Below are 16,691 nucleotides of genomic sequence, written 5' to 3' on the forward strand. Positions count from 1 at the left end.
TGGAAATCCCCGGAGAGAAAAATTGTACTATAAAAACTCAGGGGATCTTAGTTTCATTTTTTATTTTATATTTTATTTACAATATTTTTTATAAAATTCATGTACGGATTTGTAGGATCTTTTTGCTTAGACATTAAAAATGTTGTACCAAATATAGCTTCAAATTGGCCACAACTATCTTTTATTGCAGATTGGTTCGATAATCGATTTTTTAATCCTGGTTTTAGCATTTGTAACTGGAAAGAAGAAATAGTTAATAAATCTTTCCATAAGTTAATACAGTCATTCCTAGTAACAGTATCTTTAAAACCAATACGATATGGTGATTTGATACTATTTTCGATAATTACTTCAATTATACGTCTAATTGCATGTATTATTAAAAAAGAACTTCCTCTTTCATTTAAAAATGATAGGAAATTTTTTTCGTGCTCTTTGATTTTAGATTTTCTATCCTTATTTTTTAATTCTTCTTGTAAAATATTACAAGCTTCAAGTAGTGTATAGATAAAAATGACATGTCTTGCTGTAATGGAAGGATTAAATACTTTTTGATAAAGATTATCATCTTCCCATATTTTCATTTTATTATGATAGCTATCATATGGGCTACCGTGCCATGCCATTAAAGCTTGAGCAGCTGTATGAGCATCTATTTTTAATTTTTTATTTGCACAAGGTACTCCACGTAAACCACCATCATAATTTCCTGACTTGTGCTTTGAAAACTCTTGTCTTAATCTTTTTTGTATAGGATCATTAGCTCTAAAGTCTGATTGAATAACTTTGTTTTGGCTATTGTTGTACCGAGTTATTTCCTCTATTAATTTTTTATTTTCACACTTTATAAAGCGTATACCTATTTCTATTTCATCTAATTTTACTTCTTTCTTTAATGTTCCAAGTGAACCAGTTGTTTGGGCTCCATTAACTATAGAAATTCCTTTAATACTTTTTAAGTATTTTTGACTCTCTTCAGTGACGATATTAAAGTCATGAACTAATGCTGTAATTCCATTATTAAATACAAAAAAATCATGAGGCGTTTCTTTTGATGAACGTTGTATACCTGCATTTATGATTTTATCATTATCTTTATTATTGGCTCCCATAAAATTTCTTACGTTTGCACTAAATAATTCTGTAGATGTATACTTTTTATAGATATCCGCTAACCATTTTCCATTAATTGTTGTAACAAAAGTTTCCCAATCAGAATTTTTTTTAAGAAAACCAACTCTATTTTCAGGAAAAGATATTTCATCAGAGATAATTATAGATTGTGTAGATGATTTATATAATTCATCTAAAGTTTCTAGTCCAATTTCGCGAATACTGGCTTTAACATTAATTTTTTCATTATTATATTTTTTTAGTTGTTCTTGCATTGGTGTTGACATTGGCTCCATTTGTTTTTTTATTTGCTCACTTTCGGGGCAATTATGTACATACCAAATGTGAATAATATCTATTTCGCCTGCTGATAAAGCATCTCTAGCATCAGAAACATGAGGGCGAATTTCTACTGGAATATCATCAAGAGATGAACTAAGTAAAACTCCTATTGCGTATGATAAATCAGCACCTTTGTTACCTTTAGCGGTTGGTTTAAATGATTGAGCTTCATAAGCTTGTATCATAACAATAGATCTAAGTTCTCGGCTAACAAATAAAATATCTATTTTAGCATCATCTCTACCTCCAGTAATTGCTGAAGATATTGTATTTAATGCATCATCTAAACCAAAGAACAATTCTAAAGCAAATACAGCTTCTTTATTTTCTTCAAAAATTTCCAGATCTTCTCTTTTTTTTAATGCTGAAATAAAGTCACTATCATCAAAACTTGTGTATTTTTTATTCAACTTAATATCCTCAAAAATAAAATTTAGAAATAAATTTACCTTATAAATAAATATATTCATGCGGAAAATATTATTTTTGGGTAAATAATCACATTATTGATGAAATACTATTGGAATAAGTATTAAGTTTGTTATATAGATAAAAAATATACTGTATTAATTAACAGTAATTAACAAAAAGCCTCTCTTTTTGAACTTAGGTTGTTCATTTCAAGAGGCTTTCCGAAATGTGGTCAATATGTAGACATTGACGCTGATTAAATCCTTTTATATCAATCTATTAAAGCAGTATAAAAAGCCTCACTTAGCGCATTTGATTACTTGATTCGCACGACTGCAAAATAAGTAAGCTAGGTTTAAAAATTAACTCTTTTACATTATAAAAGCATCTCAATTGAGATGCTTTTTTTCTACCTTGAATTTTTAATTTATCGAAAAATCTCTATTCATAAACCTCAAACAACCTATGCTATTATCTCACGACTTAAATAATCTATAGGGAAGTTGATTGATATGAATATAAAAATGATGAATTTTAAACAAATTGTTCCTGCAATTCTTTTTTCTTTGGTAAGTATTAGCTCTTTTTCTGTTAATGCAGATATCGAAATTCGTGATGAAACTTTATTTGAAGCACATCAACGTTTTAAAACCGAAATTATAAATGACAGTTTTGATAATATTGATCCACCTTGGGAAGCGCCACCAGAAATATTTAATGTTATTAAATACCCAGCCAAACCCGGTGATATGTATGCCTATTTAACACCACCTCCAGCAAACAAAAAAACGAAATTACCTGCTGTGATCTGGCTAAATGGAGGCTACGGTGGAATAGGGGGTGATGACTATTTTTGGCAACCTAAACCGGCTGATAATGACCAAACAGGTGCTATTTTCCGAGATCCCAATATGGTACTGATGATCCCATCTTTTCGAGGTGAAAATACCAATCCTGGTCGTTATGAAATGTTCTATGGCGAATTGGAAGATCTTGAATCAGCGAGAGAATATTTAGCATCATTGCCTTACATTGACGCTAAACGTATCTATGTCGTTGGACATAGCACTGGAGGAACACGTGCATTATTAGCGAGTGAATATAGTGATAAATTTAGAGCTGTTTTCTCTTTAGGTGGAATACCTGATCTTAAATTAAGAGCTGAAGGGGATATGATAGTTGAGTTACCTTTTGATAGAAATAAGGAAGAGGAATTTAATGTTCGATCTGTATATCGTTATATTAAATCAATAAAAACACCAACTTTTTATTTTGAAGGACGAGACTATTTTTGGAATGAGTTTAATGAGCTACGTGCCGTTGCAATGGTGCATGATATTCCATTAAAAATATATAGTATTAAAAATGGTGATCACTTTAATATTATTGTTCCAGTCAGTAAATTAATTAAAGATAAAATTTTACAAGATACTGATACAAATAAAGAAAGCAATATTCGATTCACTAATGAAGAAATAAAATGGATCAATAAACAAGTTCGATAATAATTTAATTTATATTTGAACAGATTTTTAATAACTCGCTCTTTTATTTAATTGATAAAAGGGCGAGTTTTTTATCTAAAAGTCAATATGGTTAAACTGAAAACTCATCACATAACTCTTGAAGTTTATTAATCATCCTTGCTATATGAAAACCATCACAAGTAGCGTGATGTACTTGAATGGATATTGGTAATAAAAATTTGTCATTTTGTTGAATATATTTTCCCATAGTAAAAATAGGAGGAAAATAATCTTTTACATTAGCAATATTTAAATTAAATCCATCAAAACTTACCCACGGGATCATCGAAATACAGAAATGATTTTCAGGTAAATTAGGTTTTGCAGATAGATTCAGATTATCTTTATACTTTTGATAATCTTGCTTATATTCTTTTAAAAAAGAACGCCAATCTTCAACATATTTACTCCATAACTCTGAAAAAGTTTCCGTTTCTGGATGAAAAATCGTATATGCAGGATTGATATAATCCCAAATAACCAATTCATCATTCTTTATTGCCATTCTAGATTCAGGATAATAATTTACCGTTTTTGCAATCAAATAGATCATTACAGGGTAAAACTTAAGATTATTTTTAGTTAATATATCCCTTAAGGCCGTAATATCTAACTTAGTTGTCAAACTAAAACCACATTGCAAGTTATGACGATAATGTAAAAAGTGTTCTTTTCTATGCCATTGTTCTAAATCGATTTTTTTATAATTCATTTTTAAGCCCTTCTTGTTAAGTAATAATTTTCTTAGTGAAGAAGGGCAAAACGGGTTGTCTGAATAGGCTGCATAATAACTCCTCACATATTTAATTATTATAAAAGATAATATAACGTATTATTGCACTAATTATTAAATATTAAAGGTATTTTTGTGCTGACACTAACTACAATAACATTTTTTTGGAAAAAGACATTAAGTATATTATGATAAGAAGGTTACTTTTTAAAAAATGAAGGGATTTATGATGCAAGCTAAACTTGCTTATCAATGGAAACAACAAAGACGTGGAAGGCTCTCTTTTTTAGGTTTAGAAATTGCTTGGTCAATTTTATTTGCTATTGTCGAAAACTTAATATATCGCTGGTATATATTACTTTATCCTGAAAGCGCAGATTCAATAATTGAAAGTGCCTTTTATTATCAATTTTCTTTTACGCCATATGGTTTAATCGAAATTGTACTTTTAATAATACAAATCTACATATTTACTCTGATTTTATCACAACGAGTGAGAGATATTGGTATAAGTTATCCAGTCATTATTTCACTTGTTTTTACTATCAGTCCTATATTATTAATGCCATATTTGCTCTTTAATGCGCCAACCATGTTAATGGTGCTTTTTGTTGTTTTATTAATAGGTGGGTTGGTTGCTTTACTTGCACCTTCTGCTTATAAAGTTGATATCGACATTAATAAAACGTCAGAAGAAAAAGAAAATAACTAATTAAAAAATGTGTTGTGTGAAACGAGAAAAAGCATCTAAAAAGATGCTTTTTCTGATCAAGGCATATGGCTCATGGTTTATCAAAAAGTTAGGATAAAATCTCAATGACTCCTTTTTGCCCATCAACTTTTACTCTTTGCCCATTTTTTAAAATATTCAATATATTACGAACGCCCATAATGGCAGGTAATCCCAATTCTCTAGCAGTAACAGCACCATGAGATAATGGTCCACCACTTTCTGTAATTATGCCGGAAGCTCGATAAAAAAGTGCAGTCCAAGCTGGATTGGTTGTTCTTGCAACTAAAATGGCATTTTGTGGAAATTCGGCAAAATTTTCAGGGCCATGAACAAGATAAACTTCACCTTCAACAATGCCTGCACTTCCAGCCAACCCTTTTAATTGGTGCTCATTTGTATTCAGTTCATCACCGCCATCTTCGCCATAAATCCATTGTGGGGTAACTGATTTTGCTTTTAGATATCCAGTTTTGTTTTGGTATATATGATGACGTAACTGATTCCACTCAGTAGGATCATCTGCAAGAATTGCATTAGCTAAAGGTTGTTCATTAGCAAAATAAATGTCCATTGGGCAATCTAAAACACTACGAATAACCAATCGCTCTCCTAATGCTTTTAATCCGCGACGCATAGGTAAAGCTAGTCGTGTTGTTTGATAATGTTCTAAGTCATCAAGTGCAGTATAAACTCGAGCTAATCGAATAATCTCTTGTAAGAAAAAACGTAACTCTTCAGGAGCATCAGAAACAATTGAAAATTCAGTTTCTGATTGTAGAATTTTTTTACCTAATGGATCATCTACTTGTTTATCATCAGCTAAATCAGCCATTGCCTTAATTTGAGTCAACACAATATGGGGGGCATCTAGCCAAGTTGGATGATACGCATCAAAGTCTAATTCTCGATGACCGTGATTTGCTAAAAATAAGGAAAATTGCTGGTGAAAATGAGGATCACATACCTCAATTTCTTGCATAATACTTTCAGGAACAATGGATGTTATAAGTTTGAGAAGTTGAGGGTGCTGTCGAACATAACGAGAGAGAGCCCAAAGTTCAGCGTTCACTTGCCCCGTTTTAGTTTCAGACATCGCAATTAAATTATCGAATGCGGTATGAGCATATTTTTCTTCTTTGAAGAAAAGTTTTAGCAATGCCATCAATGCAGAATAGAGTGAGCGCTGAGTCAAGGATATGGCAATGTTAGGTAAAAAGTAATCAGCGCCTAATTTATTAATTCTTTGCACATAATCCCATAGCTGAGGCAAACTTTTATCCTGCAATGGTTCATTCATCAATGCACCAATAGAGATTAAATATTTATCTAAATCACGCATCCAAGTAATAGGTAATTCCTGTACCCAACTGAATTTTTGTGCAATTTCAGGCAACGATTTTAACAGGGTAGGTAAATCATTCATCATCGATGTAGGGAGACGATTACTATACAAGGAAACTGCATTTTGGTTGCCGTAAATATAATAATCTTGCATACCGAACCATTTACCATTAAATGAAGGAAGCCCCATAAGATTAAGGCTAAAGTTTAATGATGAATGAAAACCCGCTTCACACATATCCCATGTTAATGGCGTGATAGGATTAGGGAATCTTTCTGCTGATTCTTCTCTTGTCCAAATTGGGGCAATTTGTGTCACATTGCGTGATTGCAAAAGCCATAATTTTCCATCATGAAATGCCCATTCTATATCTTGTGGGAAATCAAAATATTTTTCCGCTGAGATAGCAAGTTCAGCTACTTGTTTACACTGTTCTGCTGTCAGCGAGGACATGGATTGTTGAGCAGATTTAAGAGGTAAGATTTTAGTACCATTATCAACCATAACAATGGCATTTATTTTTTGAGCAATCGTTTCTTGTTTTAATGAGAAACTCTCTCTATCAATTAGAAATTCATCGACAGGATCTTCACCAGCAACAACAGTTTCACCTAATCCAAATGCGGCATTAATTAATACAGTAGAAAGAGAGCCTTGAACTGGATCAACAGAAAAAGCCACACCCGCAGCTTCATTCTCTTGGACGTTAATCATTCTTTGTAGCACGACCGCCATTGATGCTTGAGTATGGGGTAAATTTAAATGTTGGCGATAGAGCATAACGTGCGTGTGCCATAAAGATGCATAACATTGGCGAATAGCTTCCAGTAAATTAGGCAAAGTTTTAACACCTAATACAGTATCATGTTGCCCCGCAAAAGCGGCTCCAGGCATATCTTCTAATGTTCCAGAAGATCTCACCGCTAAAGCAGTGTTATTTAATTGGAGCTCGTTTAATTTCGAATTTAAAGAATGAATTAAGCTCTCTGGCATGGATGCTTGTAAAATTAAATGGCGAATGTTTTTACTAACGACTTCAATTTCTTGCTTTTTTTCTGATAATAAGTGATTAATTTCAGGCAGTAAGGGCGTGATAAATAACTGATAAGCTTGACAAGAGAGGATTAAACCATCAGGAACAGGCAGTGACTGAATTGTTTTTGCTAAACTCGCACCTTTACCCCCACTAATAGATACTTCAGAAGCAATAGGCTCGTTAATTTTATAAATGAGTTCCATATTCGACCTTATTATTTTTACAAGTGATGTAAAGCACCAATGATGCAAGTAAAGCACCGACAATAACATCAATGCCATAATGGTAATGTAAATATACAGTTGCCAAAATCAGCCCTATTAGGATAGGAAATAAACAATAAGCCGTTTTTTGATAACCTGATAAATAGAAAAAACCAACAATATAAAGCGTTATCCCAGTATGCAATGAAGGAAAAACATCCATTCCTGTAATGCCTTTATCAACGAGATCAGTCAGAAATAGTGTCATAGCGCCAGAGTAAACGGGATAGTTAAAATCAGAAGGAAATGCAGAGTAAGGACCTGCGGCTGGAATAGTAAAGTAACCAATAAATCCAAAAAAATACATCAGCATTAAACCGAAAAAATAGTTTTTAGTTAGCACGTTATTCCGGCTAAAAAAGAAGAACAGGGCACTACCAATAATTAGAAAATAGAAACTAAAATAGCAAAAAGAAAGAAATTCACTTAGCCATCCTGATTGTAAAAAAATAGACCATTCGGGTAAACTTTTTCCAAACCACAAGAACTTATCCAAAGTATATAAAATATCATCAAAACTCCATTGGTATAATCCATAGCGAATTGACTTAAATAAGGGAAAAATGGTCCAGCATACAATCAGTTGTAACAAACCTAACCAATAAAATCGCGAATGATATGTTGAATGTTGATTTTTATATCCGACAAAAACCAATAAAATCCATAAAAACAAACCTAAGAAAATAGGTGTTAGCATCTCTGTAGCATGAATTAACCAACTACCATAAGTACCAAGTCCCCAGATAATAAAGAGTTGCACGGAAAATAGATGGTTAAAAAGCATCCTAGCTTTAGTCGTTAACATATTTGGGCGCCTTTCTTCCTTATCAATATGAAGCCGAATGATGCACTGACTAAGCTTATACCAATAAATAGAGGTGAAAAGAATAGGAGCATGACTAAGATCGGAAGCCAAATTGCTGAGGCAATAGCGCCACCTAATATTTTGAAGAAGCTAACGGTATTACGTGCATCAGCAAAATGAGATGCGATAAATGATGAAAGTAATATTGGGAATAAAATATACATAAATAAAAATGAAATATAACGCCAAATTAGAATAGAAGATTGAGAGGTTTTTTCTATAGTTTTATTGCTATTATCTGCTTGAGATAAATTATTTTGATAATCAATAAAGGATTCAGCATAAGAGTATCCTTCTTTATTTTTATTAAAAGCATAGGATGAGGCTTTTTCAAAAATATCAACATCTGGACAATTAACAGAAATTTTATTTAATGCATTAGATACTTCTTTATGAATATTTTGTTCCCATTCCCTGATTGATAAATTATCTTTTTTCGAGGTTATACATATATTATCTCCAATATAAACTTCAACTTTTGAACTGAATTTATCAGGTGCGATATAAAATAATCCCATAGGGATAATATCAAAATCTACTCCCTCACTGATTAATGTTCTAATAATTCTTGCAGCTCCTCGTTGATAAGGTAAAGGCTGGAAACCCCACTCACTACTGCCTTCTGGAAATAAAAGGAGATCTCCGCCTGCTTTTATATGCGCAATTGCTGCTTCTGAAGGGCTTGAAAATATATTTGTATTTATGCCTAAACGTTGTCTATCCTTTTTTCTAACTACGGGAATGCCCGTAAAAAAAGTCTTCATTATGCAACTATTTAATAATTGTATTGATGCTAAAGCCTGAGCTTTAGGAAATGCCTTCAATGCAATGTAACCATCAAAAGCACTGTTCCGATGACTACAAAGAATTAGCTTTGGATGTGTATTTTCGGATTGAGATCTATTATGGTAAATAAGTGAAACTTTTGAAAAATAGATTTCTCTAATTGAAGTGGATATGAATTGATAATAAAAAGGAAGTTCAGAACCAGCAACAAAAGAGGAGGTTTTTTTTATTGGGGAAGGTAATATTGAATTAGGCATAAGATTTCCTTACATTATCCTTCTGCCAAAACATATCATGCTCTAAAAAAAAGTAACACTAAAAAATTTAAAATGCACTATTAGAATAGTAGTTTTTTACTGATTCGAGGCTTTTAATTCTAATGAATAAGATGGAAATGAGTATGATTCAACTTAGACTTGCTGAACCACAGGAAGCAAAAAGATTGTGGTATTTACGAAATCAAGCTTTGCGATTTGGTTGTGAGAATGTTTATCCAAAAGCTATTTTAGCTGCATGGACTCCCGATGAAATGCCTGATGGATATCGACAAGCTATTATAGATAATCCATTTTATGTAATTGATTATAAAGAGTATAACATTCCAGTAGCTTCTGGTTTTTTAGATGTCAAAACAGGTTTTGCTGAAGCAATTTTTACATTACCAGAATATATGGGGAAAGGATTTGCAGGACTTATTTTAAAACAGTTGAAACATGAAGCAATAAAGAGGGGGCAAAAAAAATTATTTTTGGATGCAACACCTAACGCAGTAATATTTTATTTAAAACAGGGCTTTAAAGCATTAGAAGAGCGAGATTATTATTCAAGTTTAGCAAAAGCAAATCTACATTGTTATCGAATGTACATTGATTTAGATTAGCTTCGGGAATTTATGCACATAAAAAAAATTTGTACTGAATGATCTAAAAATAAAAAATGCTATTCTGAAAATGCGATATTGCTATATTTTTATCATATTTTGAGTTGGTTATTGTATTAACAACATAAAATAGCAATCGCCCTGATGTTACGATATTGTAAAGTATCACGACATCTCTAGGATAAATATTATGCAAAATGTGTTATTAACGTTATGGCCATTATTCGCGTTAATTGCGCTAGGTGCAATTTTAAGAAGAAATAAAACGTTTGAACCCGCATTTTGGGTAGGAGCTGAAAAACTTAACTATTTTCTACTTTTTCCTGCCCTATTGATTAATAGTTTGGCGAATGCTCCTTTATCTGATCCTCAATTACCCCACCTTGCTGGGGCTATTTTTTCTGTAGTTATTATTGTCACTATTTTGTGTGTTATTTTGAAAAAAATAACAGGGTGGTCTGCGGGTCGCTTTGGTGCAATTGTTCAAGGTAATATTCGATTTAACACTTATTTAGGTTTAGCTATTGTTGCTGATTTATTTGGTGTTGAAGGCTTGGGAATAGCGGCTTTGATATTAGCAACACTAGTTCCTCTATCCAACGTAACTTCAGTGCTTTGCTTAACTGCAGGGCAAAATGTGACTTTGCGTCAATTGATATTACCTATCATAAAAAACCCTTTAATTATCTCTTGTGTTATTGGCATCATAATAAATCTGTCAGGAATTGGGCTTCCTTTTGGTAGCGATCAATTCTTGAAATTGTTAGCAGCAACGAGTTTACCTTTAGGACTTATTTGTATTGGTGCAGCATTGCATCTATCAACACTAAAAGCAGAAAGCAAAATGATTGGTATTAACACAGTTACCCGATTGCTTATAGTACCGGTAATCGCGTATAGCGTTGCTTATTTCTTAGGTTTATCTTCATTAGTTATGATGCTTTTAGTTATTTTCTTTTCTATTCCAACAGCGCCAACTTCTTATATTTTAACCCGACAGTTAAGGGGCGACTCTGAATTAATGGCAGGGATCATTACATCTCAGACGATACTTGCAGTAATGACATTACCTATTATTTTAAGTTTTTTAGCAATATAGAAAGGTTTCATTATCAAAATATCATAAATAACTAGATTGTTTTTTTATATCATAAAATCTTTATCCTGATATTTTTATTTCATAATATTAGATATTAGGAGAATATAATGCCAATAAAAATTGCTGATTATTCAATAAGTCCTGTAAATGCAAAGCAAATACAAGATGCATCCAATCCACTAGATGCAAGAACTATATGGGAAAAAATAAAAAATTGGTTTGGCTTTGGACAAGAAAGCACGGTTATCCCATTAATTAAAAATACTTTTTTTAATGATGAAACATCTAAGTTAGATAAAATACTTGGATTTTGTAAATTAGAAAACCTTACTACTGGTAATGAATATAAAAAAAATTTTTTGATTGAAAAAAACGATGATGAAATAACTTGTTCTATTAAATTGGATAAAAATCCTGACAGTGAAGAAATAAGCTTTTCATATAATATAAATGATATTGACAATGATTTGAAATCAATAACAGATATAATAATAGCATTAAAAGAAAATGATTTTGATGAGTTTATATTTGATGCTATAGCAATCTGGGATGAAAAAAACAAGAATAACATTAATAAAATCGATGATATTAAAAAAGAAGTTATTATCAATTTAATAAATAATAAAATTAAGGTTGTAAATGAAAATAAATTTGATAGAAATTTCATATTAACAAACAGATTATATAAAAAAGCTAATTTTGATTTCAAGAAGTTTCCTAGTGAATTAAAGGCATTAATTGAAGATGAAAGAAAAAAAGCAAATAAAGAAGGTAAAAGATTATTAGATAAAATTGAGGCTGAACTACTTAATGACCTATCAAGGATGTCATTGAAAATTAATAGTATTTCCGTTGCTGATCTAAGAAATAAACCACAAGAATTAGACGAAAAAACATTCAAAGAGTTAGAATTTAAAAAATTAAAAAATGAATTTACAGATTTGGATGAAAATAATAAGGAACTAATTTATTCCTTATTATATCAAAAAGGACTTCTTGAATTTAAATCATTTTTGATGAAACAAGATACACTTGCGGGATTAATTAATGTTCCTTATTCAGCAGAAACGGTAATAGATATTATAAAAGATAATAGTAAAAACACAATAAAAATTAAAATAGAAAATAAAAAATCATTACAAGATAAAAGTAATAATAATATAGAAAATATAAAGAATTTAATAAATACAGAGTTACCGTATGTTAATGAGCAACACTGTAACTTAGTCAACCTCGTTAGTAAAGAACTTATAGGAAAGCCTTTTTCATTAGATAAATATATGAATATTATGGGTATTGTTAACTCTAATATTTCAGAGTTATTATTAGTTGGAAGGAATATTACGTTAGAAGATAACACTAAATTAATTTTTGACTATGATATTAAAAATAAAACACTTGTTCTTGATAACAAAAGTGAATATGAATACGCAATCTTGAAGTATTGACTATTGGGCTAAACAAAGCTTCTTGCTATTATGGTTATAAATCAATAATAAGTAAGAGGCTCTTTTTATGTCACAACCTCATCACCTTGAAATCCAAGCAGTTATTACCAAACTAAAAGAACAATATCAAAATGCCGTTGATGCATTACGTAATGCAATTGTTGATTATGCACAAAATGGAACATTACCCGATATAAAACAAAGAGCTGAAGGATTATTTGCTTATCCTCAATTAACAGTGCATTGGTCTGGAGAAATAAAAACAGAAGATAAAACGAGAGCTTATGGGCGTTTATCTCGCTCAGGAACTTATTCTACCACTATTACTAATCCCGCTTTATTTGAAAACTATTTATCAGAACAATTGCAACTTATTGCTGATGCCTACTATGCAACTTTTGAAGTTAGTGCCTCAAAACAAGAGATCCCTTATCCTTTTGTCATTGATGGAACTGGTGTTGGTTTTGATAGAAAAATGAGTGCTTCTTTAGCTAAATATTTCCCGACAACTGACTTATCTAAAATTGGTGATGAAATTACCGATGGATTAATTTGTGATAGGGATATTTTACCACTTTCTCATTTTGATGCTTTACGTACAGATTTCTCATTGGCACGTTTAAAACATTACACAGGTACATTACCTGAAGATGTTCAACCTTATATTTTATTCACTAATTATAATCGCTATGTTGATGAATTCGTTCGTTGGGCATGTGATCAAGTTGCGGATAAAGATAGTCCATATTGCGCGCTTTCCTGTGCTGGGTTTCAACAAATTACAGCAGATACTGTTGATCCTGAAAAGTTAATATCAGATTTAACTTGGAAGAAATATCAAATGCCAGCTTATCATTTAATTGCTAAAGAAGGCCCCGGAATAACATTAGTTAATATTGGTGTTGGCCCTTCAAATGCAAAAACAATTTGTGACCACTTGGCGGTTTTACGGCCTCATGTTTGGTTAATGATTGGTCATTGTGGCGGATTACGTGAAAGCCAACAACTTGGCGATTATGTTTTAGCCCATGCTTATTTGCGTGATGACCATATTTTAGATGATGTTTTACCGCCTGATATTCCAATCCCAAATATTGCAGAAGTACAACGTGCACTTTATGACGCCACTAAAGCAGTCAGTGGAAAACCAGGGCATGAAATAAAACAAAGATTAAGAACAGGAACCGTTGTGACAACGGACGATCGTAACTGGGAATTACGTTTTTCTGTTTCAGCTAGACGATTTAATTTAAGTCGCGCCGTCGCTGTTGATATGGAAAGTGCAACAATCGCAGCACAAGGCTATCGTTTTCGAGTTCCTTACGGCACATTATTATGTGTATCAGATAAACCTTTGCATGGTGAAATTAAGTTACCTGGTCAGGCGAATCATTTCTATGAGGGCGCTGTGTCAGAACATTTGCAAATTGGTATACAAGCTATCGAGTTACTTAAACAAGAAGAAAATAATTTGCACTCTCGAAAATTGAGAACATTTAATGAACCACCTTTCAGATAAATTGTAAGTAATAATAAATCCCAAATTATAATTAATTCAATAGTTTGGGATTTTTATTTGATTTTATCAAAAGTGAATTATTCAAAAATAAAATTTAAAAACGTAAATGGCGTGCTGCTTTTCTTAGTCGATCATCCCCACGTCTGTCATAACGCTGAGTTGTCATAATACTGGCATGACCCATTGCATCTTTTACAGTCACAATATCTTCTCCATTATCAAGCATTGCGGAAGCAAAAGTTCTTCGAAGATCATGAGGAGCAAATTTATCAATACCACTTTCTTGCTGACGAGTTTCTAAAATATAGTAAATAGCTTGGTCTGTAATTCGTTCAGTTGTTACATCGTCAAAACGACGAATTCGAGTAAAAAGAGGGCCATCTTGAGTACCTCTTATTTCATCAATCCATAATTGAACGCGATCCCAAGTATCATCAGGCATATAAGACATTCTTTCTTTATTACCTTTACCTCTGACAAGAAAAGCTTGATCACGAAATTGAATGTGCTCGTAATTGATAGCGACTATTTCTGAACGACGTAACCCGCAACCTAATAACACACTTAATATTGCGGCATCTCTTAAACCTTTCGATGAATTGTCTTTTTCACAACTTTTAAATAAAGCACGAATTTCACTACTCGTTAGAGCTCGACCTTTAGGGAGTCGACTTCCTCTTACCGATTTAACTTGGCGGATATGCTGATAACTTTCAGTATCCATTTGTTTCATTGCCCAAGCTTCTAAAGCGACACCTTTTAAAGCAGCAAGATAAGTATTGATAGTGGCGGGGGCTTTATTGGCATCAGATAACATATCAATAATGGCTTGAATATGATGCCGGCGAAGTGCTCCCCACTGGCAATTTTTGAGAGAAGAAAAACCAATCATCTTAGCAACAATAGTTAAAAACGATCCCATTGTTTGACGACTACGTTTTGAACCCAAACTCATTAAATATGCCATTGCAGGATTAGTATGAGCGGGTGAGGTGAATGTTGCATTCAGATCCAATAATGCTTGTTTTTCAGACAAAACTAGCGATGTTTCAGGTGTTAATTCCTGATCGTCGTGGTGAAATTCCACTGTGATTTCCTTATTAAATCAACATAACCATGATGAATATTCTAACAGATCCAAAAAAGAAAAAAGCTACTTTTTCAAAGGATCATTTTAATAAGTAGAATGGATCTTGTTTGTTTTATCATCAATTGGAATGTTAATTGAACATAGTTAGTGTAAATAGTAATCGAGTTGAATTGTCTCTAAAATTAAGAATAGATTTCTTTCAGAAAAAATGTAGGGAATAAGACGAATAATAGGAGATGAGCTAAGGTTTCGTACCCAAGATCTTCATTTTTCTCTGTTTAAAAATAAGGAAGAAATTGGGTACGAAATAGAAAAATGACTATTTAAATTTACTCTTTATAAATAGCAACAACAGGTTTTCCATCATTACCGATTGTGCCACGGTACATACCTTCAGAATTAAAACTCATCGTATAGTTGCCTGACTTATCTAATACGATAACACCACCACTTCCATTAATAGCTTTGACTTCATCAAGTGCATTTTGTGCCGCTATTTCTAAAGGTAGATTTTGATATTTAACTTGGGCGGCAATATTAAAGGCGGTTAATGTACGGATAAACATTTCACCAGAACCCGTTGCAGATACAGCAACTGTTTCATTATCGGCATAGTTACCTGCGCCAATAATAGGGGAGTCGCCTACTCGGCCATAGCGTTTATTAGTCATTCCGCCAGTTGAAGTTCCAGCTGCTAAATTACCATGTTGATCCAGAGCAACTGCACCTACTGTGCCATATTTATAATCGTACATCATCGGATCAACAAAAAGTGCAGCTGTTTTTCCATCATGATCTAAAACGATTTGTTCTTTTTCTATCGCTTTTTGGAGTTGTTGCCAGCGATTTTCGGTACGGAAATAAGAAGGGTCTACAATTGTCAGCCCTTGTTCTTTAGCAAAAACATCTGCGCCATTTGATACCATTAAAACATGAGGGCTTTTTTCCATTACTGCAATAGCTGCATTGATAGGATTTTTAACTGTAGTGACTCCAGCAACAGCACCGGCATTGCGTGTTTTTCCATCCATAATAGAAGCATCAAGTTCATTACGTCCATCATGGGTAAAAACGGCGCCTTTTCCTGCATTAAAGAGAGGCGAATCTTCCATTACGTTAATTGATTTTTGAACCGCTTCTATACTAGTGCCTCCGCTATTCAAAACAGCATATCCTGCGTTTAATGCTTCAGTCAGTTTTTCTTTATATTCTTTTTCTTGCTCAGGGGTGATAGTGTCTTTAGTAATTGTGCCTGCACCACCATGAATAACAAGGCGAATAGGGGATTGGGTATTAGCATAAACAGAGGTAGCAAATAGAGTGCAAAGTGTCATTGTGGCGAGTTTATATTTTATATTATTCATATAACCCTTCTTATTTTAGATTAAAATTAATTTGATATTTTCATATGTTTTCTTACCGCTTTATTCCTAAGTTCTAATTAATTACGTAAGTTAGCTATAATAACTAACTGCAATAATCACTATATAAAAAGTTTAAGACAT

Annotated in this window: 13 protein-coding genes; 6 read left to right on the forward strand and 7 right to left on the reverse strand. The window is 32.4% G+C overall.

Annotated elements, in window-relative coordinates; translation table 11 throughout:
• Positions 1-65: 65 nt before the first annotated feature.
• Positions 66-1,865, reverse strand: a complete 1,800-nt coding sequence (locus GWI68_RS17960; protein ID WP_166541155.1) for an AIPR family protein — start codon at positions 1,863-1,865, stop codon at positions 66-68.
• Positions 1,866-2,378: 513 nt separating this feature from the next.
• On the opposite strand from GWI68_RS17960, the gene GWI68_RS17965 reads away from it, so the two are divergent.
• Entirely contained in the window at positions 2,379-3,371 is a 993-nt protein-coding gene (locus tag GWI68_RS17965) for a prolyl oligopeptidase family serine peptidase (RefSeq protein WP_166541156.1), read from the forward strand.
• A 91-nt stretch (positions 3,372-3,462) separates the two neighbouring features.
• Here the strand turns inward: GWI68_RS17965 and catA are convergent, their stop codons facing one another.
• Positions 3,463-4,104 (reverse strand): type A chloramphenicol O-acetyltransferase, encoded by a 642-nt coding sequence (gene catA / locus GWI68_RS17970; protein WP_166541157.1) that lies wholly within the window; start codon positions 4,102-4,104, stop codon positions 3,463-3,465.
• Positions 4,105-4,351: 247 nt separating this feature from the next.
• Between catA and GWI68_RS17975 the strand changes: the two genes are divergently transcribed.
• Complete coding sequence (locus tag GWI68_RS17975) at positions 4,352-4,837, forward strand: hypothetical protein (RefSeq protein ID WP_243733456.1); 486 nt, start codon at positions 4,352-4,354, stop codon at positions 4,835-4,837.
• Positions 4,838-4,925: 88 nt separating this feature from the next.
• Here the strand turns inward: GWI68_RS17975 and GWI68_RS17980 are convergent, their stop codons facing one another.
• Genes GWI68_RS17980 through GWI68_RS17990 form a run of 3 tightly spaced genes read right to left on the reverse strand, consistent with a single transcriptional unit; the run spans position 4,926 to position 9,407 of the window.
• On the reverse strand, positions 4,926-7,439 hold the full coding sequence (locus GWI68_RS17980; protein ID WP_166541158.1) for a PEP/pyruvate-binding domain-containing protein: 2,514 nt from the start codon (positions 7,437-7,439) through the stop codon (positions 4,926-4,928).
• Positions 7,423-8,304 carry a phosphatase PAP2 family protein gene (locus tag GWI68_RS17985; protein WP_166541159.1) on the reverse strand — a complete coding sequence of 294 codons (882 nt, stop codon included), beginning with the start codon at positions 8,302-8,304 and terminating at the stop codon, positions 7,423-7,425. Before GWI68_RS17985 ends, GWI68_RS17980 begins: the two co-directional genes overlap by 17 nt.
• The gene (locus tag GWI68_RS17990; RefSeq protein WP_166541160.1) at positions 8,298-9,407 is read right to left on the reverse strand and encodes a glycerol acyltransferase; all 1,110 of its coding nucleotides are present in this window, start codon (positions 9,405-9,407) and stop codon (positions 8,298-8,300) included. The genes GWI68_RS17985 and GWI68_RS17990 overlap by 7 nt, the downstream gene beginning before the upstream one ends.
• A 137-nt stretch (positions 9,408-9,544) precedes the next feature.
• On the opposite strand from GWI68_RS17990, the gene GWI68_RS17995 reads away from it, so the two are divergent.
• The 4 genes from GWI68_RS17995 (at position 9,545) to GWI68_RS18010 (ending at position 14,096) form a co-directional block, all read left to right on the forward strand.
• Entirely contained in the window at positions 9,545-10,030 is a 486-nt protein-coding gene (locus tag GWI68_RS17995) for a GNAT family N-acetyltransferase (RefSeq protein WP_166541432.1), read from the forward strand.
• Between the two features lie 190 nt (positions 10,031-10,220).
• Complete coding sequence (locus GWI68_RS18000; RefSeq protein WP_166541161.1) at positions 10,221-11,129, forward strand: AEC family transporter; 909 nt, start codon at positions 10,221-10,223, stop codon at positions 11,127-11,129.
• A 107-nt stretch (positions 11,130-11,236) separates the two neighbouring features.
• Entirely contained in the window at positions 11,237-12,577 is a 1,341-nt protein-coding gene (locus GWI68_RS18005; protein WP_166541162.1) for a hypothetical protein, read from the forward strand.
• 67 nt (positions 12,578-12,644) lie between these two features.
• Complete coding sequence (locus GWI68_RS18010) at positions 12,645-14,096, forward strand: AMP nucleosidase (RefSeq protein WP_166541163.1); 1,452 nt, start codon at positions 12,645-12,647, stop codon at positions 14,094-14,096.
• Between the two features lie 94 nt (positions 14,097-14,190).
• Here GWI68_RS18010 and GWI68_RS18015 read toward each other — a convergent pair whose 3' ends face one another.
• Together GWI68_RS18015 and GWI68_RS18020 are read right to left on the reverse strand one after the other, a co-directional pair.
• Entirely contained in the window at positions 14,191-15,183 is a 993-nt protein-coding gene (locus tag GWI68_RS18015) for a tyrosine-type recombinase/integrase (protein ID WP_166541164.1), read from the reverse strand.
• A gap of 332 nt (positions 15,184-15,515) precedes the next feature.
• Entirely contained in the window at positions 15,516-16,550 is a 1,035-nt protein-coding gene (locus GWI68_RS18020) for an isoaspartyl peptidase/L-asparaginase (RefSeq protein WP_166541165.1), read from the reverse strand.
• Between the last annotated feature and the right edge of the window lie 141 nt (positions 16,551-16,691).

The sequence above is a fragment of the Proteus sp. G2669 genome (assembly GCF_009915245.1).
Lineage (GTDB): Bacteria > Pseudomonadota > Gammaproteobacteria > Enterobacterales > Enterobacteriaceae > Proteus.

Excerpts from the sequence above, each read along its gene's own strand:
- GWI68_RS17965 (WP_166541156.1), top strand. The coding sequence starts at position 2,379 with ATGAATATAAAAATGATGAATTTTAAACAAATTGTTCCTGCAATTCTT.
- catA (WP_166541157.1), bottom strand. The coding sequence starts at position 4,104 with ATGAATTATAAAAAAATCGATTTAGAACAATGGCATAGAAAAGAACAC.
- GWI68_RS17975 (WP_243733456.1), top strand. The coding sequence starts at position 4,352 with ATGATGCAAGCTAAACTTGCTTATCAATGGAAACAACAAAGACGTGGA.
- GWI68_RS17980 (WP_166541158.1), bottom strand. The coding sequence starts at position 7,439 with ATGGAACTCATTTATAAAATTAACGAGCCTATTGCTTCTGAAGTATCT.
- GWI68_RS17985 (WP_166541159.1), bottom strand. The coding sequence starts at position 8,304 with ATGTTAACGACTAAAGCTAGGATGCTTTTTAACCATCTATTTTCCGTG.
- GWI68_RS17990 (WP_166541160.1), bottom strand. The coding sequence starts at position 9,407 with ATGCCTAATTCAATATTACCTTCCCCAATAAAAAAAACCTCCTCTTTT.
- GWI68_RS17995 (WP_166541432.1), top strand. The coding sequence starts at position 9,545 with ATGAGTATGATTCAACTTAGACTTGCTGAACCACAGGAAGCAAAAAGA.
- GWI68_RS18000 (WP_166541161.1), top strand. The coding sequence starts at position 10,221 with ATGCAAAATGTGTTATTAACGTTATGGCCATTATTCGCGTTAATTGCG.
- GWI68_RS18005 (WP_166541162.1), top strand. The coding sequence starts at position 11,237 with ATGCCAATAAAAATTGCTGATTATTCAATAAGTCCTGTAAATGCAAAG.
- GWI68_RS18010 (WP_166541163.1), top strand. The coding sequence starts at position 12,645 with ATGTCACAACCTCATCACCTTGAAATCCAAGCAGTTATTACCAAACTA.
- GWI68_RS18020 (WP_166541165.1), bottom strand. The coding sequence starts at position 16,550 with ATGAATAATATAAAATATAAACTCGCCACAATGACACTTTGCACTCTA.